Annotated in this window: 24 protein-coding genes, 2 rRNA genes and 1 pseudogene (1 of these 27 running past the window's edge); 11 read left to right on the forward strand and 16 right to left on the reverse strand. The window is 56.5% G+C overall.

The features are described 5' to 3' along the window. Window positions 1-29: 29 nt before the first annotated feature. A complete protein-coding gene (locus tag AOC04_RS23535) occupies window positions 30-326 on the reverse strand; it encodes a hypothetical protein (RefSeq protein ID WP_073509286.1) in 297 nt (98 codons plus the stop codon). Window positions 327-408: 82 nt separating this feature from the next. On the opposite strand from AOC04_RS23535, the gene AOC04_RS13190 reads away from it, so the two are divergent. The 3 genes from AOC04_RS13190 (at window position 409) to AOC04_RS13200 (ending at window position 2,100) form a co-directional block, all read left to right on the forward strand. Further along, window positions 409-1,095: a spermidine synthase gene (locus tag AOC04_RS13190; protein ID WP_010656469.1), complete on the forward strand. Its 687-nt coding sequence runs from the start codon at window positions 409-411 to the stop codon at window positions 1,093-1,095. Between the two features lie 52 nt (window positions 1,096-1,147). After that, a complete protein-coding gene (locus AOC04_RS13195; RefSeq protein ID WP_003441620.1) occupies window positions 1,148-1,522 on the forward strand; it encodes a YajD family HNH nuclease in 375 nt (124 codons plus the stop codon). Between the two features lie 107 nt (window positions 1,523-1,629). Continuing rightward, on the forward strand, window positions 1,630-2,100 hold the full coding sequence (locus tag AOC04_RS13200; RefSeq protein ID WP_060696952.1) for an RNA methyltransferase: 471 nt from the start codon (window positions 1,630-1,632) through the stop codon (window positions 2,098-2,100). On the opposite strand, the gene AOC04_RS13205 is transcribed toward AOC04_RS13200, so the two are convergent. The 8 genes from AOC04_RS13205 to AOC04_RS13240 all read right to left on the reverse strand — a co-directional run bounded on the left by AOC04_RS13205 (window position 2,097) and on the right by AOC04_RS13240 (window position 8,355). Next, window positions 2,097-3,146 carry an AI-2E family transporter gene (locus tag AOC04_RS13205; protein WP_060694055.1) on the reverse strand — a complete coding sequence of 350 codons (1,050 nt, stop codon included), beginning with the start codon at window positions 3,144-3,146 and terminating at the stop codon, window positions 2,097-2,099. The genes AOC04_RS13200 and AOC04_RS13205 overlap by 4 nt on opposite strands. 74 nt (window positions 3,147-3,220) lie before the next feature. After that, window positions 3,221-4,039 (reverse strand): DUF4892 domain-containing protein, encoded by an 819-nt coding sequence (locus AOC04_RS13210; RefSeq protein WP_060694056.1) that lies wholly within the window; start codon window positions 4,037-4,039, stop codon window positions 3,221-3,223. Window positions 4,040-4,184: 145 nt separating this feature from the next. Then, on the reverse strand, window positions 4,185-5,039 hold the full coding sequence (locus AOC04_RS13215) for an alpha/beta hydrolase (RefSeq protein ID WP_060694059.1): 855 nt from the start codon (window positions 5,037-5,039) through the stop codon (window positions 4,185-4,187). Between the two features lie 57 nt (window positions 5,040-5,096). Continuing rightward, entirely contained in the window at window positions 5,097-5,900 is an 804-nt protein-coding gene (locus AOC04_RS13220) for an alpha/beta fold hydrolase (RefSeq protein ID WP_060694060.1), read from the reverse strand. 112 nt (window positions 5,901-6,012) lie between these two features. Continuing rightward, complete coding sequence (locus AOC04_RS13225; RefSeq protein WP_060694063.1) at window positions 6,013-6,456, reverse strand: hotdog fold thioesterase; 444 nt, start codon at window positions 6,454-6,456, stop codon at window positions 6,013-6,015. Window positions 6,457-6,532: 76 nt separating this feature from the next. Beyond that, the gene (gene sixA / locus AOC04_RS13230; RefSeq protein WP_060694065.1) at window positions 6,533-6,982 is read right to left on the reverse strand and encodes a phosphohistidine phosphatase SixA; all 450 of its coding nucleotides are present in this window, start codon (window positions 6,980-6,982) and stop codon (window positions 6,533-6,535) included. Next, on the reverse strand, window positions 6,979-7,311 hold the full coding sequence (locus tag AOC04_RS13235) for a DUF4389 domain-containing protein (protein WP_060694067.1): 333 nt from the start codon (window positions 7,309-7,311) through the stop codon (window positions 6,979-6,981). Before AOC04_RS13235 ends, sixA begins: the two co-directional genes overlap by 4 nt. An 18-nt stretch (window positions 7,312-7,329) precedes the next feature. After that, window positions 7,330-8,355: an NAD(P)H-dependent glycerol-3-phosphate dehydrogenase gene (locus tag AOC04_RS13240; protein WP_060694069.1), complete on the reverse strand. Its 1,026-nt coding sequence runs from the start codon at window positions 8,353-8,355 to the stop codon at window positions 7,330-7,332. A 263-nt stretch (window positions 8,356-8,618) separates the two neighbouring features. Between AOC04_RS13240 and AOC04_RS13245 the strand changes: the two genes are divergently transcribed. From AOC04_RS13245 to fabB, 3 genes are all read left to right on the forward strand, one after another. Continuing rightward, window positions 8,619-10,517: a response regulator gene (locus AOC04_RS13245; protein ID WP_060694071.1), complete on the forward strand. Its 1,899-nt coding sequence runs from the start codon at window positions 8,619-8,621 to the stop codon at window positions 10,515-10,517. Window positions 10,518-10,896: 379 nt separating this feature from the next. Beyond that, window positions 10,897-11,412: a 3-hydroxyacyl-[acyl-carrier-protein] dehydratase FabA gene (gene fabA / locus AOC04_RS13250; RefSeq protein WP_060694072.1), complete on the forward strand. Its 516-nt coding sequence runs from the start codon at window positions 10,897-10,899 to the stop codon at window positions 11,410-11,412. Window positions 11,413-11,423: 11 nt separating this feature from the next. Then, complete coding sequence (gene fabB, locus AOC04_RS13255) at window positions 11,424-12,644, forward strand: beta-ketoacyl-ACP synthase I (protein WP_060694074.1); 1,221 nt, start codon at window positions 11,424-11,426, stop codon at window positions 12,642-12,644. Between the two features lie 65 nt (window positions 12,645-12,709). Here fabB and AOC04_RS13260 read toward each other — a convergent pair whose 3' ends face one another. Next, window positions 12,710-13,693 (reverse strand): amidohydrolase family protein, encoded by a 984-nt coding sequence (locus AOC04_RS13260; RefSeq protein ID WP_060696953.1) that lies wholly within the window; start codon window positions 13,691-13,693, stop codon window positions 12,710-12,712. A 158-nt stretch (window positions 13,694-13,851) separates the two neighbouring features. Here AOC04_RS13260 and AOC04_RS13265 point away from each other — a divergent pair, with 158 nt between their 5' ends. Both AOC04_RS13265 and AOC04_RS13270 read left to right on the forward strand, forming a co-directional pair. Beyond that, window positions 13,852-14,268: an OsmC family protein gene (locus tag AOC04_RS13265; RefSeq protein WP_003441577.1), complete on the forward strand. Its 417-nt coding sequence runs from the start codon at window positions 13,852-13,854 to the stop codon at window positions 14,266-14,268. A 62-nt stretch (window positions 14,269-14,330) separates the two neighbouring features. Next, the gene (locus AOC04_RS13270) at window positions 14,331-15,191 is read left to right on the forward strand and encodes a pirin family protein (protein WP_060694077.1); all 861 of its coding nucleotides are present in this window, start codon (window positions 14,331-14,333) and stop codon (window positions 15,189-15,191) included. Window positions 15,192-15,203: 12 nt separating this feature from the next. Here AOC04_RS13270 and AOC04_RS13275 read toward each other — a convergent pair whose 3' ends face one another. After that, on the reverse strand, window positions 15,204-16,523 hold the full coding sequence (locus AOC04_RS13275) for a Na+/H+ antiporter family protein (RefSeq protein WP_060696954.1): 1,320 nt from the start codon (window positions 16,521-16,523) through the stop codon (window positions 15,204-15,206). Window positions 16,524-18,001: 1,478 nt separating this feature from the next. Between AOC04_RS13275 and AOC04_RS24490 the strand changes: the two are divergent. Both AOC04_RS24490 and AOC04_RS24495 read left to right on the forward strand, forming a co-directional pair. Then, window positions 18,002-18,058: pseudogene (locus AOC04_RS24490) on the forward strand (hypothetical protein); the annotation flags it as partial. Window positions 18,059-18,259: 201 nt separating this feature from the next. Then, window positions 18,260-18,964 (forward strand): methyl-accepting chemotaxis protein, encoded by a 705-nt coding sequence (locus AOC04_RS24495; protein WP_397457289.1) that lies wholly within the window; start codon window positions 18,260-18,262, stop codon window positions 18,962-18,964. Between the two features lie 44 nt (window positions 18,965-19,008). On the opposite strand, the gene AOC04_RS13285 is transcribed toward AOC04_RS24495, so the two are convergent. From AOC04_RS13285 to AOC04_RS13295, 3 genes are read right to left on the reverse strand one after another with little or no spacing between them, the layout of a single operon-like run. Beyond that, the gene (locus tag AOC04_RS13285) at window positions 19,009-20,328 is read right to left on the reverse strand and encodes an ATP-binding protein (RefSeq protein ID WP_060694080.1); all 1,320 of its coding nucleotides are present in this window, start codon (window positions 20,326-20,328) and stop codon (window positions 19,009-19,011) included. Then, window positions 20,325-20,993: a response regulator transcription factor gene (locus AOC04_RS13290; RefSeq protein ID WP_060694082.1), complete on the reverse strand. Its 669-nt coding sequence runs from the start codon at window positions 20,991-20,993 to the stop codon at window positions 20,325-20,327. The genes AOC04_RS13285 and AOC04_RS13290 overlap by 4 nt, the downstream gene beginning before the upstream one ends. Beyond that, window positions 20,993-21,307 carry a PepSY domain-containing protein gene (locus AOC04_RS13295; RefSeq protein ID WP_060694084.1) on the reverse strand — a complete coding sequence of 105 codons (315 nt, stop codon included), beginning with the start codon at window positions 21,305-21,307 and terminating at the stop codon, window positions 20,993-20,995. The genes AOC04_RS13290 and AOC04_RS13295 overlap by 1 nt, the downstream gene beginning before the upstream one ends. A gap of 208 nt (window positions 21,308-21,515) precedes the next feature. Between AOC04_RS13295 and queD the strand changes: the two genes are divergently transcribed. After that, the gene (queD, locus tag AOC04_RS13300; protein WP_048382918.1) at window positions 21,516-21,872 is read left to right on the forward strand and encodes a 6-carboxytetrahydropterin synthase QueD; all 357 of its coding nucleotides are present in this window, start codon (window positions 21,516-21,518) and stop codon (window positions 21,870-21,872) included. Window positions 21,873-22,151: 279 nt separating this feature from the next. On the opposite strand, the gene rrf is transcribed toward queD, so the two are convergent. After that, window positions 22,152-22,267, reverse strand: a 5S ribosomal RNA gene (rrf, locus tag AOC04_RS13305). A 154-nt stretch (window positions 22,268-22,421) separates the two neighbouring features. Next, a 23S ribosomal RNA gene (locus AOC04_RS13310) occupies window positions 22,422-24,544 on the reverse strand; it runs 771 nt beyond the window's last position.

Raw genomic sequence — 24,544 nt, forward strand, 5'->3', positions numbered from 1 at the left:
GTTTGCCAGCGCCCACAAAAATAGGGTGATCAGTCTGCCGGGGGTCTGGATTTCGGGTCTTTAGGCTCAAGCCCCGGTAGCGGCTGATCCTTGGGCGGCGGCTGCGGCAGGTCGATAGGCGGCAGCGCAATCAGGCTGCCGCTGCCGCTGACGGGCTTGGGCACGGCGCGTGGAGTGATCTGAGGATACGGGGTTGGCGTAGCGGTACCCGGTGAACCCGGTGCAGGCGTCACAGGTGCGCTCGGGACGATGGTCGTTTCAGCTGCATGGGCCGCACTTATCGAGAGCGCGCTCCACACAATGACCGTTAGAATAGTGCGTTTCATCAATCACTCCGTTGCCAGACCGGCTTGTCTGCCCTCAGGCTACTCGTAACCAGTTGTTTTTGTCCCCTTCTATGAGATTTCCATGAAACGTTTTGTTCTGCTCGACACCACCCCGATCCCTGAAAACGGCGGTGCCTTGTGCCTGTTCGAGTACGGCGAAGACTTCGTGATCAAAATTCAGGGCGGTGACGGCGGCCAGTTGATGAACACCCGCATGCACGGCTCCGAAGATGCACTGGCCGAAATCCCTTGCCGCAAAGTCGCCGGGCGCCCGCAATCGCGGGTCTTGATCGGAGGCCTGGGCATGGGCTTCACCCTGGCTTCGGCCCTCAAGCACTTGGGCAAGACCGCCGAAGTGGTAGTGGCCGAGCTGGTGCCTGGGGTCGTGGAATGGAACCGCGGCCCTCTGGGTGAGAAATCGGGCAACCCTTTGCAGGACCCTCGCACCGTCATCCGTATGGAAGACGTAGCCAAGGTGCTGCAAGCCGAGCCCAACGGTTTTGATGCGATCATGCTCGACGTCGACAACGGACCCGAAGGCCTGACCCAAAAAGCCAACAGCTGGCTGTACTCGGCAGGTGGATTGAGTGCCTGCGCCAAGGCCCTTCGACCAAAAGGCGTACTGGCAGTCTGGTCGGCCAGCGCTGACAAACAGTTTTCGGACAAGTTGCGCAAAGCCGGTTTCAAAGCCGAAGAAGTCCAGGTATTCGCCCACGGCAACAAGGGCACCCGGCATACCATCTGGATTGCTGAAAAAATCAAAGGCTGATCCACAGCTAAACTTCACGACATAACCGTCATTCGTCCTAAAAGGTGAACCCATGAGTTCGGCCAACCCACCGTCCCACACTGCCAAGCTGGACCGCATCCTGGCCGATGCCCAGCGTGACCGCGAGATGGGCTATCGCGACAAAGCCCTGAAAATGTATCCCCACGTGTGTGGCCGCTGCGCCCGTGAATTCGCCGGCAAGCGCCTGAGCGAACTGACCGTCCACCACCGTGACCACAACCACGACAACAATCCGCAAGACGGCTCCAACTGGGAGCTGCTATGCCTGTACTGCCACGATAACGAGCACTCGCGTTATACCGACCAGCAGTACTTCTCGGAAAGCTCCACCAGCAGCCCGAAGATCGCCAAGGCAACCCATAACCCGTTTGCCGCGCTGGCCGGGTTGATGAAGAAAGACGAGTAGTACCTGGATGGGAGCTGGCTTGCCAGCTCCCACAAGAGGCCACGGCACAACCCGATCGACAGGCAATGCCGGTATACTCGCGTCTTTTTTCTGAAGGGCAACGGCACGTGGCAAACAAACGGTACAGCTGCATTGGTTTGTATAACCCCAAATCACCGGAAAACGTCGGCTCGGTGATGCGTGCGGCTGGTTGCTATAGCGTGGCGTCGGTGTTCTATACCGGAAAGCGCTATGAACGCGCGCGTGACTTCATCACCGATACCAAGAAAGTCCATCAGGACATTCCTCTGATCGGTATCGACGACCTGAAAAAAATCATCCCGCTGGGCTGCATTCCCGTCGCTGTCGAGATGGTCGAGGGCGCCCGCTCTTTGCCTGAGTACACACACCCGGATCGGGCGATCTATATCTTTGGCCCGGAAGACGGCTCGCTGGGTAAAGACGTGCTGGAGTGGTGCGAAGATGTGATTTACATCCCGACCAATGGCTGCATGAACCTCGCAGCCACGGTCAATGTGGTGCTTTACGACCGTTTGGCCAAGGGCAATAACACACGCTCCGGGCCAAAGTTCGGTTAAGCCTTGCTCTTGCTTTGCTGGCTGGCACTCCAGTCAACCAGCAGACTGTAGGCAATGGCGAGCAATGTCGGGCCGATAAACAGGCCGATAAAACCAAATGCGATCAACCCGCCGAACACACCAAGCAAAACAATCACCAGTGGCAGGTTGCCACCCCGGCTGATCAGGTAAGGCTTGAGCACGTTATCGACACCGCTGATGACCAGCGTGCCCCAGATACCCAGGAAGATCGCCATCCCGTAGTCACCCTTCCAGGCCAGCCAGGCGGTGGCTGGAATCCAGATTAGCGGCGGTCCCATCGGGATAAGGCTGAGCAGGAAGGTTGCCAGGCCCAATACCAATGCACCCGGCACCCCGGCAATCAAAAACCCTATCAAGGCCAGCAGCGCCTGAGCAGCCGCGGTGCCTATCACGCCGTTCACTACCCGCTGAACTGTCCCCGCCACCAACTCCTGATAGTAATCGGCGCGATCGCCAATCAATCGCTCCAGCAGACGGTGCACAAAGCTCGCCAGCCGCGGGCCGTCACGGTAGAAAAAGAACACAAATACAATACTCAGCGTCAGCTCCAGAATGCCGCCGCCAATTTGCGCGCTTCGGGCCAGAAGCCAGTTCCCCACCTGCCCCAGATACGGTTTTACCGCCAGCAGCATGGCGGCGCCCTGCTCATCAATGGTGTTCCAGATACCCACCAGACGCTCACCGACCAGCGGAATACCGGCTAACCAGGCCGGGGCCTCGGGCAAGCCTTCTAACTGAACATCCTTGATCAGGGCCGTCGCGTCGCGCACGTGGTCTGCCAGGTTGAACCCCAACCACACCAGCGGTACCGCTACCAGCAACATCCAGCCCAGGGTCAGGATACCCGCGGCCAGCGATTCACGGCCCTTGAGTGCCCGTGTCAGCAGGCGCATCAGGGGCCAGCTGGCAAACGCCAGCACTGCTCCCCAGAACAGGGCCGACCAAAAAGGGGCCATCACCCACAGACTGGCACCGAACAACACCAGAAGCAGAATCTGCACTAGCAGGCGATCGTTATTGAGCATGTGTGTTCCGCAGAAGATTCAGGGTTGGATGAGGGACGACGACTACCAGGAGTGTAGTCGCCGCTTGCACATGTTTAACGCAGCAACTCGATATGCAGGCCTTGAGTCTGGCTGTCGCCAAGCTCAATCCGGGCCGCCCGCACCCCGTTCTTGATCAGGGCATCGCGCCAGGCTTGCGCCTGATTGCCGGTCAGGCTGACTCTGGAGGTGGTGTCGAGATTCAGCGCCCGGGAGATCAACGTGAGCCACGGTGCATCGGGTTCTGCGGTGAGTTTGGGGAAATCCAGCGTGCCCGTGCTTTTGAGCTGACGCTGCAAGGTGGCCGAAGTGGGCAGCAACTCCCCCAGATCGGCGATCGACTCAAGTTGCTCGACATGCAGGTAGGCTTTGCGCGACCCGCGATTAATGCTGTAAAGCGCGACGAGCTGGTTCTGCTCGGGAGCCGCACGGCGCAGCAATAGATAGGATTGTTGCTCATCGGAGCCTACCAGCTTGGAATTGCCAAAAACCTCATTGGCCCACAGGCTGCTTTCCCCACAGTCACGGGCCTGACACCAGAACAGTAACTCGGCGCCCTTGGCCTGCAAGGCTTCACGGGCGGCCGTGAATGCTTCATTGGCAGTATGTTCAGCCGGCAGTTCATAGGTGATGGCGGTTGTCTGCCCACGGGCATTGACCTGACCTTCGAAGCGAAGACGGCCACTGATTTTTCGGATAGAACCCAGCGGGTAGATGCGCTCGATGTCAGGTTGAACGGTGTAATCAACAATTTGCGCGTCTGCCAGCCTTGGCACATCTTGCAAATCGTGACTGCCGGGCACATCGCCAGCCCACAGGAGCGGGCTCAGGCAGCCAAGGCCCACAGACAGGAAAAAACGATTGGCCAGCTTCATCGGCGTAGTTCGCACAGACGCAAGGTGTGGCTCAGCATCCTCGCGATAGAGACCGGATGGCCTTTCGGGGTCGCAGCGGTGTAGATATCCATCATGGTTGTCTCCCGTTTCATCCCGCCAAGCCTCGGCAGTTGGCCGCCGCAAGTCAAGGAACGGCGAAGAACCGATTGAAACAGTCTGCAACAAGGGTTGCCCCCGCCTCGTCATTCAGGTGCAAATGATGGCCACCCGGTAACCGTTCCAGGTTGAAGGGTAGTTGATCCAGCAACTCGGAATGACTGGTAAGCATGCCCTGCTCGGCCACCACCAGGGTCGCCGGACAATTCACCCGCTGGACGAAGGACATGGCTTGCTCGTCGGTCAGACGCAATGGCGACGGTAACGTCAGGCGACTGTCGCTACGCCAGCTATAACCACCGGGTACAGGCATCAGACCGCGCTGGGCGAGTAACTCTGCAGCCTCTCGACTTACCGCCACCAGACCCTTCATTCGCGCATTGATGGCCCGTTCGAGTGTCGGATGCACCGACTTGCGCTTGTGCTCCAGATCAAGCTGCGCTTGCAGGGCTTGCCCCATGTGCTCAGCCGTATCCTCTACCGGGCCGCTGCGCGGCATGATCCCGTCAATCAGCGCCAGGTGCGTAACACGCCCGGGACATGAACCGGCGATCATCACCGAAACAATCGCCCCCAGCGAGTGCCCCAGCAGAGCGAAACGCTCCCAGCCCAGCTGCTCGGCCACCCGTAGCACATCAAAGGCGTAATCCGCCAGCGCATACCCTGCCCCGCGCGGACGATGATCTGAATGGCCATGCCCGGCAAAGTCCAGCGCGGCAATGCGCAAGCCTTTCAGTTTTGGCGCCAGCCGGGCAAAGCTGTTGGCATTGTCCAGCCAGCCATGCAGGGCAATCACGGGCAGCCCGTGCTCCGGGCCAGACATGTGCGCTGCCAGTTCAATATGCGGCAGGCTCAGACGAACTTCTTCAACCACAGGACTCATGGGGCATGCTCTTCAAAGGCAGGAGGATTAGGGTTGTTGCGGCTGCGTCGCGGGGCTCTATGAAACGGCAACAGCCCCGGACTCCCAACGGGCAAAAATCTGTCTGAGCAAGAGGGCGGTGTCTTGCGGCTGCTCCAGCGGAAACATATGCCCGCCCGGCACGCTCAGCGACTCACCGTTGGGCATACGCGCCACGGCCCTGGCATGGTGGCTCATGACTACACGACTGTCGCGCCCCCGCACGACAGTCAGCGGTACTTGCAATTGAAAGGCCCGCCCGGGGCTGGTATCAGGCACGCCGCGATAGATATTGATCTCGGTCGCCGGGTCGAAGCTCAGGCGCAGGCGATCGTCGACCGCCTGCAAGCCGTGCTGCAGATACGCTTCGAAACAGTCGGGGTCAAAACTTCGAAACAGTGACTTGCCGGAGAAGTAAGCACGGGCAGCCTCGCGATCGTCGAACTCTTCACGCCTACCCAATGTACGGCCTGCCGGAGTCAGGCGGTCAATCAGGCCAAAACGCTTGGCAGCGCGAATCACCCACCGGTCGGTGAGCGTCAGCACCGGCGAATCAAGCATGACCACGCCTTTGTACAAGTGCGGACAACGGATTGCCGCCTGCAGGTGCAACATCCCGCCCAATGAGTGGCCAACGCCCAGCACCGGTCCGGATTGCTGCTGCAGGTGGAAGATCAGCTCATCTACCAGGTTGTGCCAGTTGTTATCCACCGGAAAACGCGGGTCATGGCCGTGCTGCGCCAGGCACGCCACGTTGAAGTCCGGGGTGAGCGCATCAAACAACTTGCCATAGGTAGCCGAAGGGAAGCCGTTGGCATGGGCGAAAAAGATCTGCCGAGACATACAAGGCGTCCATAAGTGAAGAGTGCGTCTTATTGTCAGCAGGAAAAATACTCATATCAATGACCGTATGCGCCATGAGTGACGCCACTACGGCCATTGTCCGGGCACCTGATCAGCGTGCTGGCGGCGACTCACCCAAGGGGACAACAGCGATGGTCAGGCGGGAAATACAGCTGGACTTGCCGCTGTCGTCCGTCAGGCGGATATCCCAGACATGGGTGGTACGGCCCATATGAACCGGGCGAGCCACGGCAGTGACCCGGCCGCTGCGCACGCCGCGCAAGTGGTTGGCGTTGACCTCAAGACCGACGCAATAAAACTTTGTAGTGTCGACACACAGGAAACTGGCCATTGAGCCCAGAGTCTCGGCCAGCACCACCGAGGCGCCGCCATGTAACAAGCCGAAGGGTTGATGGGTACGATGATCCACCACCATGCTCGCCGTGATCGACTCGTCGTCGAAAGCGTCGAACGTAATGTCCAGCACGTCGCAAATGGTGTTTTTGCGCAGGGCGTTGAGCTTTTCAAGGTCCGGCGTGGTGGTCCAGGAGATCATGGTTCATTCCTTGGGTCAGAGAGCATTGGTGGCCGGTTTGCAGTAGCCCAGCCCCATGCAGATTTTTGTTTTGTACTCAGGGATGCCACACATTGCACAACGTCATGCTGCCCGCCAGCGGCCACTCGCCTTCGAGTTCCGCCAGGCTGGCCGTCTGCATTGGCTGCGGCTGGCGCATGTGGCCATGCAGCAGCAAGCTGATCAGATCACCCACAAAAGGTTGATGGGTGACCAGCAGCACATTGCCGCCATCGGGAAGTTGGCTCAGGGCATGCCTGGGGTCGCTTTCGGGTGTCAGCCACGGCACGGTGACGAGTTCGGGGGTAAAATCCAGAACCTTGCGCACTGACTCAGCGGTTTGCTGAGCCCGGACGTACGGGCTTACCAAAATGCTGTCCAGGGGCTGGCCGATCAACCGGGCAGCGCTGTGCAGCACCTGTTCACGACCGTGGGCAGTCAGCTCGCGCTCGGCATCACGTCTTGCGTGGGGCTGGGCTTCGCCATGGCGCAAGATCCAGACTTTCATGGTTTGGTCTCTGCGCCGTTAGCCGGTGCCACATAAGGTGCTTCGCCTTCTGGCGGGCGAGGCGCTGGCCAATCGGCGAACGGCCAGGGCTTTTGCTCAGTGTGAAAGGTGCCAAAGCGTCCGATTTGAGCGAGATAAAGGCTAAGGCTGTCGCCAAAATTCATCAGCCCGCCATTGGGTGCACCGTAGATCAGACGGTAGATCAGTTGCACCAGCACCAATGCGCCAAGTACAAATTGCGCAACTTGCCAGACCAGAAAGAAAACCAGCATCCAGAGCACGCGTAAAACAATGGATTCGTACTGGGGTGAAGTTTTTCTATCGCTCATGTGCTGCTCCTGTCTTGCTCAGTTGAAACCGCTGGTGGAGATAAAGTCGACATCGGTTTTGGGCTCTGCGCGCATCAGCAGCTCAATCACCTGATTGAGGGTGCGGCCTTCAAACAGAATGGCATGCAAGCCTGCAACCAACGGCATGTAAACATTCAACTCTTGCGCCTTGACCTTCAGCACCTTGAGCGTATTCACGCCTTCGGCTACTTCGCCCAGACGGGTGACGGCCTCTTCCAGGCTCAAGCCTTGCCCAAGGGCATACCCGACCTGATAGTTACGGCTTTTGGGCGATGAGCAGGTGACGATCAAATCGCCTACGCCAGCCAATCCGAGAAAGGTCATGGGATTGGCGCCCTGACTGACTGCAAAACGGGTCATTTCTGCCAGCGCACGTGTAATCAGCATGCTCTTGGTGTTTTCGCCCATACCCAGCGCCACAGCCATGCCGGCAATGATGGCGTATACGTTTTTCAACGCCCCGCCCAACTCCACACCAAACCGGTCGGCACTGGCGTAGACCCGAAATGTGCGCCCGTGCAAAGCAGCCTGTACGCGCGTGCAAAGTTCTTCGTCGGCACTGGCGACCACCGTCGCGGTCAATGCATGCTCGGCGACCTCACGGGCCAGATTGGGGCCGGACAACACGCCTATCCGGGCTTGGGGAGCGATTTCCTCAAGAATCTCACTCATCAACTTGAAACTGTGGGCTTCAATCCCTTTGGTCAGGCTGACCAGCATTTTACCGCTCAGTCGTTCGGCATGCTCTGCGAGCACATTGCGCAGGGCGCTGGAAGGCAATGCCACAAAACACAGTTCACAGCCGTCGAGCGTTGCCTGCAAATCAGTGACCGGCTCCACCAGGGGGTGAATCTTGATGCCTTTAAGGTAGCGCGGGTTCTCTCGATTGAGGCGTATCGCCTCGGCCTGTTCGGGGTCGCGCATCCACTGGCGCACACGATGACCGTTTTCTGCCAGCAAGTTGGCCACGGCAGTGCCAAAACTTCCGCCTCCCAAGACCGCAATAGCGTGCTGTTCAGTCATATGCAATCCCGTCATCTATATAGCAGTGGCAATGCCGGCATTATACGGAGCACATGCTTCAAGGCGAGACCTTGAACGATTGATTGCATGGAAATAGCTGGCTGTGACTGGAAAAGTGGAACAGCTCAGTTACCATGCCGCCTGATATTCACACTCAAAGGCAGCCATTGCTGCGCACAAGAATGGCGACCTGGGTCAGGAGTGGCAGCACAGATGGGCTATACCTCCAGTACCAAGGGCATGACTGATGGAGCACCGCCCCCATGAGCGTTCGCAGCCGCTGGAACATACGGACCCGCACGCAGATGATGAGTCTGGGGCCGGCGTTACTGCTGACGTTGCTGCTAATCAGCTTTTTTACATTTATTCGCATCCAGGACTTGCGCCAGGAGCTGAATCACACCGGCCAATTGATTGCCAACCAATTGGCACCCGCTTCCGAATACGGAATTTTATCCGGCAACACCGAAGTGCTGGACACCCTAATAAAAAACGCACTCAACACGCCACATGTGCAATTTGTACAAGTGCAGGATTCTGCCAACAAGATGTTGTTTCATGCCGGGCAACCGCTTACCGGCACGGACCGGGAATCACATGCCGAGGTATTCCAGGCACCGGTTCGCATGCCGGGAAACAGCTCCGGTAATTACCTGGCGACGAGTAACCGCCAGGCAACACTGCCGGCACAAAGCGATGCCGGCCGGGTAGTGGTCGGCATGTCCAATGAGGCCTTCAACAAGCGCCAGCAAGAAATCCTGCTCAAGGCATTGATTCTGGCGCTCTTTGCACTGGGCTTTACGTACCTGCTGGCCCGCCGTCTGGCGAGCAACTTGTCCAAACCCATCATCGATATGAGCAATGCAGTCAAAGCCATTCAGCAAGGCGATTACAAAATGCCTTTGCCAGTGGTCGACGATAGCGAACTGGGCAGCCTGGCCCGCCATATCAACAACTTGGCCGACGGCCTTGAAAAGGCCAGTCGCGAGCAGGAAACAACCATCGCGCAATTGATCCAGACCCGTGAAGAGGCGGAACAGGCCAATCGCGCAAAAACTGATTTCCTGGCGATGATGAGCCATGAGCTTCGCACCCCGATGAATGGCGTGCTGGGGATGCTGCAGTTACTGGAAACCACTGAGATGACTGAGGAGCAGACCGAGTATGCGGCTCTGGCTTCAGAATCTACCGAACACTTGCTGAAGGTGATCAACGACATCCTCGACTTCTCGAGAATTGAACGCTCGATACTTGAACTCGAACACATCCCCTTCAATCTGGCCGAACTGGTGAGTAACTGCGCTCAAGCTTTCCAGCACAGTGCCGGGCAGCGAGGGTTGAGCTTGCAGCTGACAATTCCGGCGGGCCTGCAGGACCTGCACGTGCTCGGAGATCCGACCCGTATACGGCAGATTCTGGTCAATTTGATCGGCAATGCCTTGAAGTTTACCGAGCAGGGACAAATCAGCATCGAGCCGCTTTGGCAGCCCCTGGATCATGAACTGATCTGGTTCACCTGCACGGTAAGCGACAGCGGTATCGGGATCAGCACCGATAAACTGGACTCGATGTTCAATGCCTTCCAGCAAGCCGACAGCTCGATTTCACGTCGTTATGGCGGCACCGGGCTGGGCCTGCCCATTGCCCGGACGCTGGCCGAGCGCATGGGCGGCACGCTGAATGCCAAAAGCGAGGAAACCCGGGGCTCTGTGTTTACACTGCAGATCCCGCTGGAGCTGCACCAGCTCACTGCAAACAAACAGAGACCCGAGTCGGCGACTGAGCCAATGCCTGTCAAGGGCCGCAAAGTCCTGCTGGTAGAGGATAACCGGGTCAATCAGACGGTGATTGAGGCGGTCTTGAGGAACCTGGGGTATGAGGTAAGTGCAGTCAGTGACGGTGCACAGGCAATTCATCACGCCAATACTGAGAACTACGCGGCTATTTTGATGGACTGCCGACTGCCAATCATTGATGGCTATGAAGCTACCCGGCAAATCCGCAAGCTGCCGGGGTGCGCCACAGTACCCATCATTGCCCTGACAGCCAACGCCCTGCAGGGTGATCGGGAAAACTGCCTGCAAGCCGGAATGAACGATTACCTCGCCAAACCATTCAAACGGGCTGACCTGGAACAAATTCTGCAGCGCTGGGTGCAGTAACCTGCAACCAGAGCCGGTGCAGAATTTGTGGGACCACATTGCCTGACGGCTCGTCTGGAGCGACCAAAGCGCTCGGCTCACGCCTTGTCCTGCAGTCAGCAGGACAACATAGTGGTCCTGCGAAACGTAAACAGGCCTTGTAGAACCACCTGCGACTGGCGTTAAACGCAAAAGTGCGGCAGTCTTAGGCACCCGAATGGGCCCCTGAACCGGCCTGATTTAAATTTTCAGTGCACAAGTGTACATTCTTGCCCTTTGTGCTGTGACTTTCACTACAACGCAATAGTCTATGTGTAGGCTGGCGAACTGGAACTCCAACGTTTCGGTTGGTCGGGAAGATTTGCCCCACCCTGCCGCATGGGATTATTGAGGAGCTCGCATGACCAAACAAAACGCCTTTACTCGGGAAGATTTGCTGCGCTGTAGCCGCGGCGAGCTATTCGGCCCAGGTAACGCGCAACTGCCCGCCCCTAATATGCTGATGGTGGATCGCATCACGCATATCACTGAAGAGGGTGGCAAGTACGGCAAAGGTGAATTGGTCGCCGAGCTGGATATCAATCCGGACCTGTGGTTCTTTGCCTGTCACTTTGAAGGCGACCCGGTGATGCCGGGCTGCCTGGGCCTTGATGCCATGTGGCAGCTGGTCGGCTTTTTCCTGGGCTGGCAAGGTTTGCCCGGCCGCGGCCGCGCCCTGGGTTCGGGCGAAGTTAAATTCTTCGGCCAGGTCTTGCCGACCGCCAAGAAGATTACTTACAACATTCAGATCAAACGTGTCCTGCGCGGCAAGCTGAACCTGGCCATTGCCGATGGTTCTGTCAGCGTTGACGGTCGCGAGATTTACACCGCCGAAGGCCTTCGGGTCGGCGTTTTTACTTCCACTGAAAACTTCTAAGGGTTATCCGCATGCGCCGCGTCGTTATCACTGGTCTGGGCATTGTTTCGTGCTTGGGCAATGACAAAGAGACCGTCTCCGCTAACCTGCGTGCAAGTCGCCCTGGCATCCGATTCAACCCGGAATATGCCGAAATGGGTCTGCGTAGCCAGGTTTCCGGCTCCATCGACCTGCCTCTTGAAGAGCTGATCGATCGCAAGATCTATCGCTTCGTCGGCCACGCAGCGGCTTACGCCTACCTGGCCATGAAAGATGCCATTACCGATTCAGGCCTGACCGAGGAGCAAGTCTCCAACCCGCGTACCGGCCTGATTGCCGGCTCCGGCGGCGCGTCGACCTTGAACCAGATGGAAGCGCTGGACATCCTGCGCGAAAAAGGCGTCAAGCGTGTTGGCCCGTACCGTGTTACGCGGACCATGGGCAGCACCGTTTCCGCCTGTCTGGCCACCCCGTTCAAGATCAAGGGCGTGAACTACTCGATCTCTTCTGCCTGCGCGACCAGCGCCCACTGCATCGGTACCGCAGTTGAGCAAATCCAGCTGGGCAAGCAGGACATCGTATTCGCCGGCGGCGGTGAAGAAGAACATTGGAGCCAGTCGTTCCTGTTCGACGCCATGGGCGCCCTGTCCACTCAATACAACGACACGCCCGAGAAAGCGTCCCGTGCCTATGACAAAAATCGTGACGGTTTTGTTATTGCAGGTGGCGGCGGCATGGTCGTGGTTGAAGAGCTGGAACACGCCCTGGCCCGCGGCGCCAAGATCTACGCCGAAATCGTCGGCTACGGCGCGACTTCCGACGGCTACGACATGGTTGCTCCAAGCGGCGAAGGCGCCATCCGCTGCATGCAGATGGCAATGTCTACCGTTGACGGCCCGATCGATTACCTCAATACCCATGGCACCTCTACTCCGGTAGGCGACGCCAAGGAAATGGAAGGTGTTCGCGCGGTGTTCGGTGACAAGGCGCCAGCCATCAGCTCCACCAAAAGCCTGTCGGGTCACTCTCTGGGCGCCGCAGGCGTTCACGAAGCGATCTACTGCTTGCTGATGATGGAAGGCAACTTCATTGCCGGTTCTGCCAACATCGAAGAACTGGACCCGGTAGTTGCCGACATGCCGATCCTGACCCAGACCCGCGAGAACGTCACGCTGAACAATGTGATGAGCAACAGCTTCGGTTTCGGTGGCACAAACGCCACTCTGGTTCTGAAGCGCTGGACAGGCAAATAAGCCTTCCGCTCGCGAGATAAAAATGCCCCGACTGGTTCGGGGCATTTTTTTGTCCGCAATAACGCTTAGCGCTTTTTCGGCAACACCGACAAGAAATTGTCCCTGGCAACCTTGTGCGCAACACTTTGCGCCAATGCATCCAGAAACGGATCGAAGCTACGCATTTCCTCACCCAATTTGTCGAAACGCCCTACCACATCCGACCCCAGCATGAAGCGGTCCGGGAAGCGCTCTACAAGCGCAACCCATTCAGGCCTTGCCTTGCCCTGCCCATCCAGCAGGTACGGCGTGAGCATGCTCCAGGACAGGTCTATGTAGAGGTTCGGATAAGTGGCCAGTAGCCGCTCAAGTGTTGGCAAAAGAAATGGCATTTGCGTCTGATGTCGATGAATCTCGGCGCTGGTACCGGCATGGGCCCAAATAAAGCGGGTTTTGGGATGCTTGCCCAACGGCTCTTCAAGCTCAGACAGATACAACGGATTCTTCTCGCGCTTTGAAGTGATATTGGAATGCAGCAAGACCGGCAGGTCATGCTCACCCGCCAAGGTGTAAACGTTGTGCAGCGCTTCATTGTTGGCTCGCGGCGTATCCCCGGAGATCAGCGCCGTCAGATCATCGTGACGGGTAAACACCTCGCCAATGCCCTGCCACAACCCTGGATTCAGATCGAGCATGCGCTGAATATGCGCCGCCGAATTCTTGTCATTGGGATTAAACCCCGACAGAAACGGATGAAAGTGCTCCCGCTGCTCAGGAGTCAGGGCGTTGACCGCCGCGGCCACCCACACATCGGTCGCGCTGTACCAATAGGCATCCGCATCATCACCGGCGTAGTAGCGCGGACGCTTGGGCTCGTCTTCATGCCATTTTTTGGCCACGGGAATCCCGGAGATCATCACGTGCTCAATCCGGTTACTGGCCATTGCCTGAAGCAACGTGTCCATTCCCGCTGTTTCCTGGAAGAAGTCGACGTAATGCAAGTGCGCATCACTGTAGGCATAGTCGCGGGCCTGTACCCACAGGCTGGAAGTCGACAGGGCCCAGGCCAGAACGTAACGATTGATTCGCAACCTGATTCTCCTCTCTAGGGGCTCCAATAGACCTGCCCGCCAGCTCAAGGGTTCAGCATGCGATCAAAGGGAACGCCTGACGCCCGGCATGCTCTATAAATATCAGGACCTTTATCACTGCCACTCAGAGGTTTGCCATGACTGTTACCGTTAATACCGAGTCCCACGAGGGTTTTCGTCACAGCATTAAAATCGACGATCACGAAGTGTTCACCGATTTGCCCAAAGCCATGGGCGGTGAAAGCTCTGCCCCCTCGCCCCATGATTATTTCGATGCCGCCCTGGGGGCCTGCAAGGCGCTGACCCTAAAGCTCTACGCGCAAAAGAAAGACATCCCGCTGACAGGCGTCACGGTCGAGATCAAACACGACGCCAGTGAAGAGCAACTCGGCAAATATGCACTGCACGTCAAACTGACGCTCAAAGGTGTGCTCACCGATGCCCAGCGCCAGGAACTGCACCGCGTAGCCGACAAGTGCCCGATCCATAAGCTGATGACCACCGCAGACGTCACCATCGAGACCCATTTGTCTGAAGGCGCATTCAGCCAGTAACGCACGGGGAGAAAATATGGCGTTGGGTTATGCTCAACGCTTTCCAAAGCAGGGACTGGACAATGCACACACTTACCGTGATTCGGCCCCGCGCCGAGGACGTCGAAGGACAGCCGATCCTTCGCCCCCTGCCCTCAGCGAAATGCCGCAATGTCGGTCCCTTTGTTTTTTTCGATCATATGCTGCGCACTCACTATCCGCCCGGCCACGGGATGAATATCAGACAGCATCCGCATATTGGCCTGTCTACTCTGACCTATCTGTTCGAAGGACAGCTGCAGCACAAAGACAGCCTGGGCTCTGACCAACAGGTAGGCCCCGGTGAAGTCAGCTGGATGACCGCGGGTGCTGGCATTGCCCACATCGAACGTACGCCCTCCTCGCTTCTGGCGCAGGGATCAACCCTGCATGGTCTGCAAGTGTGGCTGGCGTCTCCCAAAGCCGATGAGCAAGGCCCGGGGCACTACAGCCACCACCGCGCCGATAGCTTGCCGGTCAGCGACAATCTGGGGGTAAGGATTCGCATGATTGCCGGTACAGGCTTTTGCCTGGCCTCCCCGGTGCCGGTGCTGTCGCCAACCTTGTATGCTGAAGTACATATGCAGACAGCCACCACCCTGCTTATCCCGGCCGAACACCAGGAACGCGCGCTGTATTTGCTGGAAGGCGAGGCGCAACTGCAAGGCCAGGCAATTGAACGCCATTGCCTGATACTTTTGCCGCCCGCAGAAGAACTGACTTTATGCGCCGACAGTGACTGCCATGCCGTGTTGTTCGGTGGCGCGGCGCTGGATGGACCCCGGCGCATGAACTGGAACTTTGTCGCCAGTGATCCGGCGCTGCTCGAGCAGGCCAGGGCGCGCTGGGCTGCAGGAGACTGGCCGACCGTTCCCGCAGAAACCGGTCGTATCGAATTGCCTTAGGGACCAGCCCCCTTACAGAACCATTGCGGCGACCCAGCCAAAGGCCAGCAGTGGCAGGTTGTAATGCAGGAAAGTGGGGACCACGGTGTCCCAGATATGGTGATGCTGGCCGTCAACGTTCAAACCTGACGTCGGGCCAAGGGTGGAATCCGACGCCGGCGAACCGGCATCGCCCAGGGCCCCGGCGGTGCCGACGATACATACGATGGCCATCGGACTGAAACCAAGCTGTACACACAGCGGCACGAAAATCGCCGCCAAAATCGGCACTGTCGAAAACGATGAACCAATGCCCATGGTCACCAGCAACCCGACCAGCAGCATCAGCAGCGCACCGACCCCCTTGCTGTGATTGATCCAGCTGGCTGAGGCTTCGACCAGTGATTTCACTTCGCCGGTGGCTTTCATCACTTCAGCAAAACCCGAAGCGGCAATCAGGATGAAGCCAATCATGGCCATCATCTTCATGCCTTCGGTGAACAGGTCATCGGTCTCACGCCAGCGCACAATCCCCGACGCTGAAAAAATCAGAAAGCCGGCCAGCGCACCAATGATCATGGAGCCCAGCCACAACTGAATGATAAATGCAGCCGCGATAGCAACCCCGGCTACCAGCAGTGTTCGCGGGTTGTAGCTGATGGCAACCTGCTCGATCTGCTCGATCCTGGCCAGATCATACTCACGCTTTTTGCGGTAGCTGATAAACACCGCCACCAACAGACCGACCAGCATTCCCAGTGCGGGAATTGCCATCGCATGAGTAACATTGACCTGACTGACATCCACACCGCTCTTGCTCACGTTGGCGAGCAGAATCTGATTGAGGAAGATATTTCCGAAACCCACCGGCAAAAACATGTACGGCGTGATCAAGCCAAAGGTCATGACACAAGCAATCAAGCGCCGGTCAATTTTCAGCTTGGTCAGCACGTACAACAGGGGCGGAACCAGCAGAGGGATGAAGGCGATATGAATCGGCAGGATGTTCTGCGAGGAGATCGCGACCACCAGCAACAAGCCAATCAGTAACCACTTGAGCCGATTGCCCCCGACAGCCTGCTGTTTGTTGACCATGAGCAGGGCTTTGTCGGCCAGTGCATGGGCCAGCCCGGACTTGGCGATGGCGACCGCGAAGGCACCCAGCATTGCGTAGGACAAGGCGACCTGAGCGCCACCACCCAACCCGCTGTTAAACGCATCGAGCGTTGCTTCGATACCCAGCCCGCCCACGAGGCCGCCGACGACGGCCCCCGTTATCAGGGCGATCACCACATGCACACGGGACAGACTGAGCACCAGCATGATGCCGACCGCGGCAATTACTGCATTCATCATTACAACCTCATAGCGCGCTGCACGATAAAACACCGTAAAGCGGAAAATTTCGGGCAAAAGACTGCTGTTCCAGTCGCCGGATCTGAAAGGGAGTACTTATTTGGGGGCGCACACTTTGCAGCAGCATCGACGGCTTGTCAAAGCACGTGGCAAAGGCCCGCGAATGCCATCGTCCGCCAGGGTTCAATCGTTGTACGCGTTTGAAAACGAACCCTGAAAATTCAGATTTACCCATCAAGAAAACTACCGGCTGGCCGCTAACAGACAAAGCCTCTACTCAGGATGTCTCCATGTCGCTCAGACAGCTTTCCATCCAATGGAAAATCACCCTCCTCGCCGGGCTTTGCCTGCTGGGAATCGTAGTTCTTCTGGTGGGGCTTTCCCTCTACCGCATGGACCACACCGTAGACCTGGTAGAGGCCTCAAGTACGAAAATGCTTAATGAATCTGCCCAGGCCCGGATCGAGGCTCAGGGTGAAGCCCAGGCGCTGGCCATCAGTCGTCAGTTTATGGATGCCTATCAATACGGCAACGGGTTCGCACGACAAGTCCTGTTTTTACGTGAGCAATCGGAAAAACGTTTTCTGGATGCCTTCGACCTGCGTGAAGATCTGACTCGCCAGGTTAAAGCGGCTCTGCAGGCCAATCCCGATCTGCTCGGGCTATCCCTGGTGTTTGAAGCCAACGCGCTGGATGGCAAGGACCAACTGTTCGACCATCAACAAGAGCTTGGCAGTAATGACAAGGGCCGCTTCGCCCTTTACTGGTCGCAACCGACTCCGGGCAAGCTGACATCGATGGCTCTGCCCGAAACCGACATTGCCGACACCAGTACCGGACCCAGCGGCCAGGCTAACAACTCGTGGTTTACCTGCCCTCGCACGACGCTCCAGCCGTGCATTATTGAACCTTACTTTTACAAGATCGATGGGCAAGACGTATTGCTGACCAGCATCGTTTTCCCACTGATGGTCAATGGCAAGGTCATCGCCTCGCTCTCGGTTGATATCAACCTCAACAGTTTGCAAAGCATGAGCCTGCAAGCCAGCCAGAAGCTTTATGACGGACAGACCAGTGTCAGCATTGTCAGCTCTGCCGGCATACTGGCCGGCTTTAGCGCCGACGCAGGGAAACTTGGCCAACGCCTGGATCAGGTCGACGTTGACGATGGCACTCAACTGAGCCAATTAATGGCCAGCGGCGGCCAGCCACAAAGCATTCATGGTCACCAGCGGTTGAAGGTTCTGACACCCTTCATGCCGATTCCCGGCAGCAAGCCATGGGGGGTATTGCTCGACGTACCTGAACAGGTATTGATCGGACCGGCCCAGGCACTGCAAGCAGAACTGGACGAGCGTAATAACGCAGGAGCCCTGGTTGAACTGGGCCTGGGGTCACTCGCAGCGATCATCGGCCTGCTGCTGGTATGGTTGATGGCCCGCAGTGTGACACGACCGATTCTCGGTGTGGCGCGCATGCTTGAAGACATCGCCAGCGGTGAAGGCGATCTGACCCGACGCCTGGCCTATGACAAAAAAGATGAACTGGGGCAATTGGCAGGCTGGTTCAACCGTTTCCTGGACAAGCTTCAGCCGATCATCGCCGAGGTCAAACATTCGGTACAGGATGCCCGCAATACAGCCGATCAGTCGGCGGCTATCGCCACCCAGACCAGTGCCGGCATGGAACAGCAGTACCGCCAGGTCGATCAGGCGGCCACGGCCTCCCATGAAATGAGCGCTACGGCGCAAGATGTAGCACGCAGCGCAGCGCAGGCGGCTCAGGCCGCACGTGATGCCGACCAGGCGACACGTCAGGGGCTGACTATCATTGATCGCACAACTGCCAGCATCGACCATCTGGCTGCCGACATGAGCGTAGCCATGACACAAGTTGAAGGGTTGGCAGCCAATAGCGAAAAAATCGGCTCTGTTCTGGAGGTCATTCGTGCGATTGCCGAACAGACCAATTTACTCGCCCTGAATGCTGCAATTGAGGCAGCGCGAGCAGGCGAAGCCGGACGCGGTTTTGCCGTGGTAGCCGACGAAGTGCGCAATCTGGCGCGGCGGACTCAGGAATCGGTCGAAGAAACCCGGCAGGTCATCGAACAGCTGCAAATCGGCACCCAGGAGGTCGTTAACTCCATGAGCAACAGCCATCGCCAGGCCCAGGGCAGTGTCGAGCAGGTCGGGCAGGCGGTAACGGCCTTGCAGCAAATAGGTAATGCCGTGACGGTTATCACCGACATGAACCTGCAGATTGCCAGTGCTGCGGAAGAACAGAGTGCAGTGGCTGAAGAGATCAACAGCAACGTGGCCAGCATCCGCGATGTAACGGAATCATTGTCCGGGCAAGCCAATGAATCTGCACGGGTAAGCCAGTCACTGAACTCGCTGGCCAATCAGCAACAAAAATTGATGGATCAGTTCCGCGTCTGAGCTGCCGTCATATGACCGACGGCGGCCCGGGGCCGCCGTTATTTTCAGTTCCTGCGACCGGGCAGTTTGATGACCACCGACAACCCGCCCAACGCCCCTGTCTCAAGCTGCATATCCCCGCCCCAGACATCCACGATATCCCGCACTATACCCAGGCCCAAACCATGACCACTGGTTTGCTCGTCCAGTCGGGTACCACGACTGAATACCTGATCGCGCTCGGCCTCGGGTATACCCGGCCCATCATCCTGGACTTCAATCTCAAACCCGCTCGTGGTCTGGTGAATGCTCAGTTCTACTTGGGCGTCTGCCCATTTACAGGCGTTATCCAATAGATTGCCGAGCAATTCGAGCATGTCCTCACGGTCCCAGGGCATGTGCAATCCGGGAGTGGTATTGAGCCTTAACTCCAGGTGTTCGCCATGAATCATGCCAAGAGTCGCCATCAACCCTGGCAATTCGGCATCCACATCAAACTGAGCACCCGGCAAGGTGTCGCCTGCCAGGCGGGCACGGTTAAGCTCCCGACTCATTCGCTGCTGTATGTACTCCAACTGGTCACGCAGGGTTTCCTGTATCTGGGGGTAAGCATCGAGCCGGCGATCTTTGGCCAGACTGAATAAAACAGCCAACGGGGTTTTTAACGCATGCCCCAGATTGCCCAAGGCATTACGCGAACGCTTGAGGTTGTCTTCGGTGTGAGCCAACAGGTGGTTTATCTGGGTAACCAAAGGCTCGAGTTCAAGGGGAACCAGAGCATCAAGTTTCGAGCGCTGCCCGGACTGTAACTGTGCGATTTGCTTGCGGGCAGTTTCGAGCGGACGCAACGCCCGACTAACAGTGAGCCGCTGAAGCAGCAAGATGACCGCAAGAGCTAACACACCAACCCCTAAGCCGATCCGTCGAACCTGCTGAAAGCTTTCGCGTATCGGTGTGTAATCCTGAGCCACGGTGATCGAAACAGCCTGACCGAAACGCTGGTAGTCACTGCGCAAGACCAACAACATCTGCCCCTCGGGACCTGGCTGCAAATCAGCATCCAGCCCAGGCTGGCCGGGTTGCGGCAGTTGAGCATCCCATAGCGAGCGCGAGCGCCAGTGAATATCACCGAACTGGATATCGAAGTAGTGCCCTGAAAAAGGTCGATGGTAAGCGGGCGATAATCTGCGCTCATCCAGCTGCAGACCTTGAGGCCCCCGACTCAAGGCAAGTAAAAGATTCTCGCTGTCGTTTTGTAACCCCGACTCCAGATAGCGCTGAAGGCCATTTTCAAACAGCCAGAGACTGACCTGGCCAACCACCAGACCGGCAATCAACAAAACGCTGATCAAACCCAGACTCAAACGCCGCTGAATGGATTTCACTGGGTACCCGTACCAAAGATATAGCCCTGCCCACGGCGAGTTTCGATCACTGTGCGCCCGAGCTTACGTCGCAGGTGGTTCACATGAACTTCCAGCACATTGGAGTCGCGCTCGGTCTCGCCATCATAGAGATGCTCGGCCAGATGGCTTTTTGAAAGGATCTGTTGAGGGTGCAGCATGAAGTAACGTAAAAGACGGAACTCTGCGGCGGTGAGCTGCACCTCTGCCCCTTCATTGATGACACATTGTCGTGACTCGTCCAGATGCAGCCCCGCGGATTTCAATAGCGGTTGATTCGACTGGCCATGGGAGCGTCGTAATAGCGCCTGCACTCGCAGTTGCAACTCCTCTGGATGAAAAGGCTTGGTTACATAGTCATCGGCACCCGCCTTCAACCCATCAATGCGCTCCGACCAGGAGCTGCGGGCGGTCAAGATCAGTACCGGCGTGGTCAGGCCTGAAGTCCGCCATTGTTTGAGTACATCAATACCGGGCAGTCCGGGCAACCCCAGGTCAAGGATGATCAGGTCATACGGCTCGCTTTGCCCCTGATGCAGGGCATCACGACCGTCAGCGAGCCAATCTACTGCATAGCCCTGGCGAGTTAAGCCTGCCATCAGCTCATCGGCCAAGGGAACATGATCTTCAACCAGCAACAAGCGCATTAATCATCAACCTTATCTTTGAGCAATTCGCCATTACTGGCATTGAGCTTGATCTCACGTACAACGCCACTCAGGGTTAACAACTCAACCTCATAAATATAAATATCATCATGTTCTTCCAGCTCTACCTCCAGCAACTTAGCCCCTGGATGGCGCTGCAGAGCGCTTTGAAGAAGTTGTTCCAAGGGCAGGATTATGCCTTGCTCACGTAAGCGTAATGCTTCGTTTTGCCCCAAGTCCCGCGCAAGGGCCAAAGAGCAAAACGTACACAGCATCAGCACGACAACCCTACCAACTCGCACATTTACTATCATCACTAGCCTCAACGGCCTCCCTGGGGTGTGATTTTTTCCCACTTTAAAAGCGCAAACCATAACGCTGCCGGCTTAACTCAAACTGAATTGGCGACCTCAGTCGACAGGTAGCACAGCGCTATACTCGCTCGTGCAGTGTTAACTGTTAAACTGCCGGCCTGCATTCATCGCCTAGGCGATAGCCACCTCTTCAAGAGCTATAAACACTGTGGAAATTTTCAAAGAGTTTACCTTCGAATCTGCGCACCGCCTGCCTTACGTCCCGCAAGGGCATAAATGCGGCCGTTTGCATGGTCACTCGTTCAAGGTCGCGATCCATCTGAGCGGTGATATTGACCCCGCGACAGGCTGGATTCGCGACTTTTCGGAAATAAAAGCGATTTTCAAGCCGCTTTACGAGCAACTTGATCATAACTATTTGAATGACATTCCTGGCCTGGAAAATCCGACCAGTGAAGTATTGGCCAAGTGGATTTGGCAACAGCTGAAACCTTTGCTCCCTGAACTCTCCGCGATTCGAATTCATGAAACCTGCACCAGTGGCTGTATTTATTACGGCGACTAAGTTATTTGCATAAAAAAACCACCTGTATGGGTGGTTTTTTTATGTTTTGAATTCTGCAATTGCCCTGAATGACTTGGCGCCGTTACACGAAGATCATGTGACCCTTATCACGGTCTTTGGCAGTAGCTAATGAATACATCACAGCCAAAGTTGCGCATTCAGGATTTACGGCGACTGCAGCACCGCAAGAGTTGTTGCAGCATATCGCTGTGTGCAACTTTTCTCGCCACAAAAACAAACCCCCTGTCTGCGTGAGCAGACAGGGGGTTTGGAATTTAATCTTGACGATGACCTACTCTCACATGGGGAAACCCCACACTACCATCGGCGATGCATCGTTTCACTACTGAGTTCGGGATGGGATCAGGTGGTTCCAATGCTCTATGGTCGTCAAGAAATTCGGTAGCCAGCGCGTTTACCTTACGGTCAACGTTCCAGCGAATGGGTATGTAATAGATTTGTGTGTTACGCAAACTTTCGGTTTGTATCGTCTTCACACACCGCAACTTGCAGGCTTTGTATTCAAAGCGCAAATTGCTTGGGTGTTATATGGTCAAGCCTCACGGGCAATTAGTATTGGTTAGCTCAACGCCTCACAGCGCTTACACACCCAACCTATCAACGTCGTAGTCTTCGACGGCCCTTTAGGGAACTCAAGGTTCCAGTGAGATCTCATCTTGAGGCAAGTTTCCCGCTTAGATGCTTTCAGCGGTTATCTTTCCCGAACATAGCTACCCGGCAATGCCACTGGCGTGACAACCGGAACACCAGAGGTTCGTCCACTCCGGTCCTCTCGTACTAGGAGCAGCCCCTCTCAAATCTCAAACGTCCACGGCAGATAGGGACCGAACTGTCTCACGACGTTCTAAACCCAGCTCGCGTACCACTTTAAATGGCGAACAGCCATACCCTTGGGACCGGCTTCAGCCCCAGGATGTGATGAGCCGACATCGAGGTGCCAAACACCGCCGTCGATATGAACTCTTGGGCGGTATCAGCCTGTTATCCCCGGAGTACCTTTTATCCGTTGAGCGATGGCCCTTCCATACAGAACCACCGGATCACTAAGACCTACTTTCGTACCTGCTCGACGTGTCTGTCTCGCAGTCAAGCGCGCTTTTGCCTTTATACTCTACGACCGATTTCCGACCGGTCTGAGCGCACCTTCGTACTCCTCCGTTACTCTTTAGGAGGAGACCGCCCCAGTCAAACTACCCACCATACACTGTCCTCGATCCGGATAACGGACCTGAGTTAGAACCTCAAAGTTGCCAGGGTGGTATTTCAAGGTTGGCTCCATGCAGACTGGCGTCCACACTTCAAAGCCTCCCACCTATCCTACACAAGCAAATTCAAAGTCCAGTGCAAAGCTATAGTAAAGGTTCACGGGGTCTTTCCGTCTAGCCGCGGATACACTGCATCTTCACAGCGATTTCAATTTCACTGAGTCTCGGGTGGAGACAGCGCCGCCATCGTTACGCCATTCGTGCAGGTCGGAACTTACCCGACAAGGAATTTCGCTACCTTAGGACCGTTATAGTTACGGCCGCCGTTTACCGGGGCTTCGATCAAGAGCTTCGCGTTAGCTAACCCCATCAATTAACCTTCCGGCACCGGGCAGGCGTCACACCCTATACGTCCACTTTCGTGTTTGCAGAGTGCTGTGTTTTTAATAAACAGTCGCAGCGGCCTGGTATCTTCGACCGGCGTGGGCTTACGCAGTAAATGCTTCACCCTCACCGGCGCACCTTCTCCCGAAGTTACGGTGCCATTTTGCCTAGTTCCTTCACCCGAGTTCTCTCAAGCGCCTTGGTATTCTCTACCCAACCACCTGTGTCGGTTTGGGGTACGGTTCCTGGTTACCTGAAGCTTAGAAGCTTTTCTTGGAAGCATGGCATCAACCACTTCGTTAACTAAAAGTTAACTCGTCATCAGCTCTCGGCCTTAGAATCCCGGATTTACCTAAGATTCCAGCCTACCACCTTAAACTTGGACAACCAACGCCAAGCTGGCCTAGCCTTCTCCGTCCCTCCATCGCAATAACCAGAAGTACAGGAATATTAACCTGTTTTCCATCGACTACGCTTTTCAGCCTCGCCTTAGGGACCGACTAACCCTGCGTCGATTAACGTTGCGCAGGAAACCTTGGTCTTTCGGCGTGGGTGTTTTTCACACCCATTATCGTTACTCATGTCAGCATTCGCACTTCTGATACCTCCAGCAAGCTTCTCAACTCACCTTCACAGGCTTACAGAACGCTCCTCTACCGCATCATCCTAAGATGATACCCGTAGCTTCGGTGTATGGTTTGAGCCCCGTTAAATCTTCCGCGCAGGCCGACTCGACTAGTGAGCTATTACGCTTTCTTTAAAGGGTGGCTGCTTCTAAGCCAACCTCCTAGCTGTCTAAGCCTTCCCACATCGTTTCCCACTTAACCATAACTTTGGGACCTTAGCTGACGGTCTGGGTTGTTTCCCTTTTCACGACGGACGTTAGCACCCGCCGTGTGTCTCCCATGCTCGGCACTTGTAGGTATTCGGAGTTTGCATCGGTTTGGTAAGTCGGGATGACCCCCTAGCCGAAACAGTGCTCTACCCCCTACAGTGATACATGAGGCGCTACCTAAATAGCTTTCGAGGAGAACCAGCTATCTCCGAGCTTGATTAGCCTTT

This window comes from Pseudomonas versuta, assembly GCF_001294575.1.
In the GTDB taxonomy this organism is placed as follows: Bacteria; Pseudomonadota; Gammaproteobacteria; order Pseudomonadales; family Pseudomonadaceae; genus Aquipseudomonas; species Aquipseudomonas versuta.

What these genes read in the sequence shown, in the direction of transcription:
- AOC04_RS13205 (WP_060694055.1), bottom strand. Translation starts at nt 3,146, where the DNA reads ATGCTCAATAACGATCGCCTGCTAGTGCAGATTCTGCTTCTGGTGTTG.
- AOC04_RS13265 (WP_003441577.1), top strand. Translation starts at nt 13,852, where the DNA reads ATGACTGTTACCGTTAATACCGAGTCCCACGAGGGTTTTCGTCACAGC.
- sixA (WP_060694065.1), bottom strand. Translation starts at nt 6,982, where the DNA reads ATGAAAGTCTGGATCTTGCGCCATGGCGAAGCCCAGCCCCACGCAAGA.
- AOC04_RS13190 (WP_010656469.1), top strand. Translation starts at nt 409, where the DNA reads ATGAAACGTTTTGTTCTGCTCGACACCACCCCGATCCCTGAAAACGGC.
- fabB (WP_060694074.1), top strand. Translation starts at nt 11,424, where the DNA reads ATGCGCCGCGTCGTTATCACTGGTCTGGGCATTGTTTCGTGCTTGGGC.
- AOC04_RS13235 (WP_060694067.1), bottom strand. Translation starts at nt 7,311, where the DNA reads ATGAGCGATAGAAAAACTTCACCCCAGTACGAATCCATTGTTTTACGC.
- AOC04_RS24495 (WP_397457289.1), top strand. Translation starts at nt 18,260, where the DNA reads ATGAGCGCTACGGCGCAAGATGTAGCACGCAGCGCAGCGCAGGCGGCT.
- AOC04_RS13290 (WP_060694082.1), bottom strand. Translation starts at nt 20,993, where the DNA reads ATGCGCTTGTTGCTGGTTGAAGATCATGTTCCCTTGGCCGATGAGCTG.
- AOC04_RS13245 (WP_060694071.1), top strand. Translation starts at nt 8,619, where the DNA reads ATGAGCGTTCGCAGCCGCTGGAACATACGGACCCGCACGCAGATGATG.
- AOC04_RS13220 (WP_060694060.1), bottom strand. Translation starts at nt 5,900, where the DNA reads ATGTCTCGGCAGATCTTTTTCGCCCATGCCAACGGCTTCCCTTCGGCT.
- AOC04_RS13215 (WP_060694059.1), bottom strand. Translation starts at nt 5,039, where the DNA reads ATGAGTCCTGTGGTTGAAGAAGTTCGTCTGAGCCTGCCGCATATTGAA.
- AOC04_RS13210 (WP_060694056.1), bottom strand. Translation starts at nt 4,039, where the DNA reads ATGAAGCTGGCCAATCGTTTTTTCCTGTCTGTGGGCCTTGGCTGCCTG.
- AOC04_RS13275 (WP_060696954.1), bottom strand. Translation starts at nt 16,523, where the DNA reads ATGAATGCAGTAATTGCCGCGGTCGGCATCATGCTGGTGCTCAGTCTG.
- AOC04_RS13225 (WP_060694063.1), bottom strand. Translation starts at nt 6,456, where the DNA reads ATGATCTCCTGGACCACCACGCCGGACCTTGAAAAGCTCAACGCCCTG.
- AOC04_RS23535 (WP_073509286.1), bottom strand. Translation starts at nt 326, where the DNA reads ATGAAACGCACTATTCTAACGGTCATTGTGTGGAGCGCGCTCTCGATA.
- AOC04_RS13195 (WP_003441620.1), top strand. Translation starts at nt 1,148, where the DNA reads ATGAGTTCGGCCAACCCACCGTCCCACACTGCCAAGCTGGACCGCATC.
- AOC04_RS13295 (WP_060694084.1), bottom strand. Translation starts at nt 21,307, where the DNA reads ATGATAGTAAATGTGCGAGTTGGTAGGGTTGTCGTGCTGATGCTGTGT.
- AOC04_RS13240 (WP_060694069.1), bottom strand. Translation starts at nt 8,355, where the DNA reads ATGACTGAACAGCACGCTATTGCGGTCTTGGGAGGCGGAAGTTTTGGC.
- AOC04_RS13270 (WP_060694077.1), top strand. Translation starts at nt 14,331, where the DNA reads ATGCACACACTTACCGTGATTCGGCCCCGCGCCGAGGACGTCGAAGGA.
- fabA (WP_060694072.1), top strand. Translation starts at nt 10,897, where the DNA reads ATGACCAAACAAAACGCCTTTACTCGGGAAGATTTGCTGCGCTGTAGC.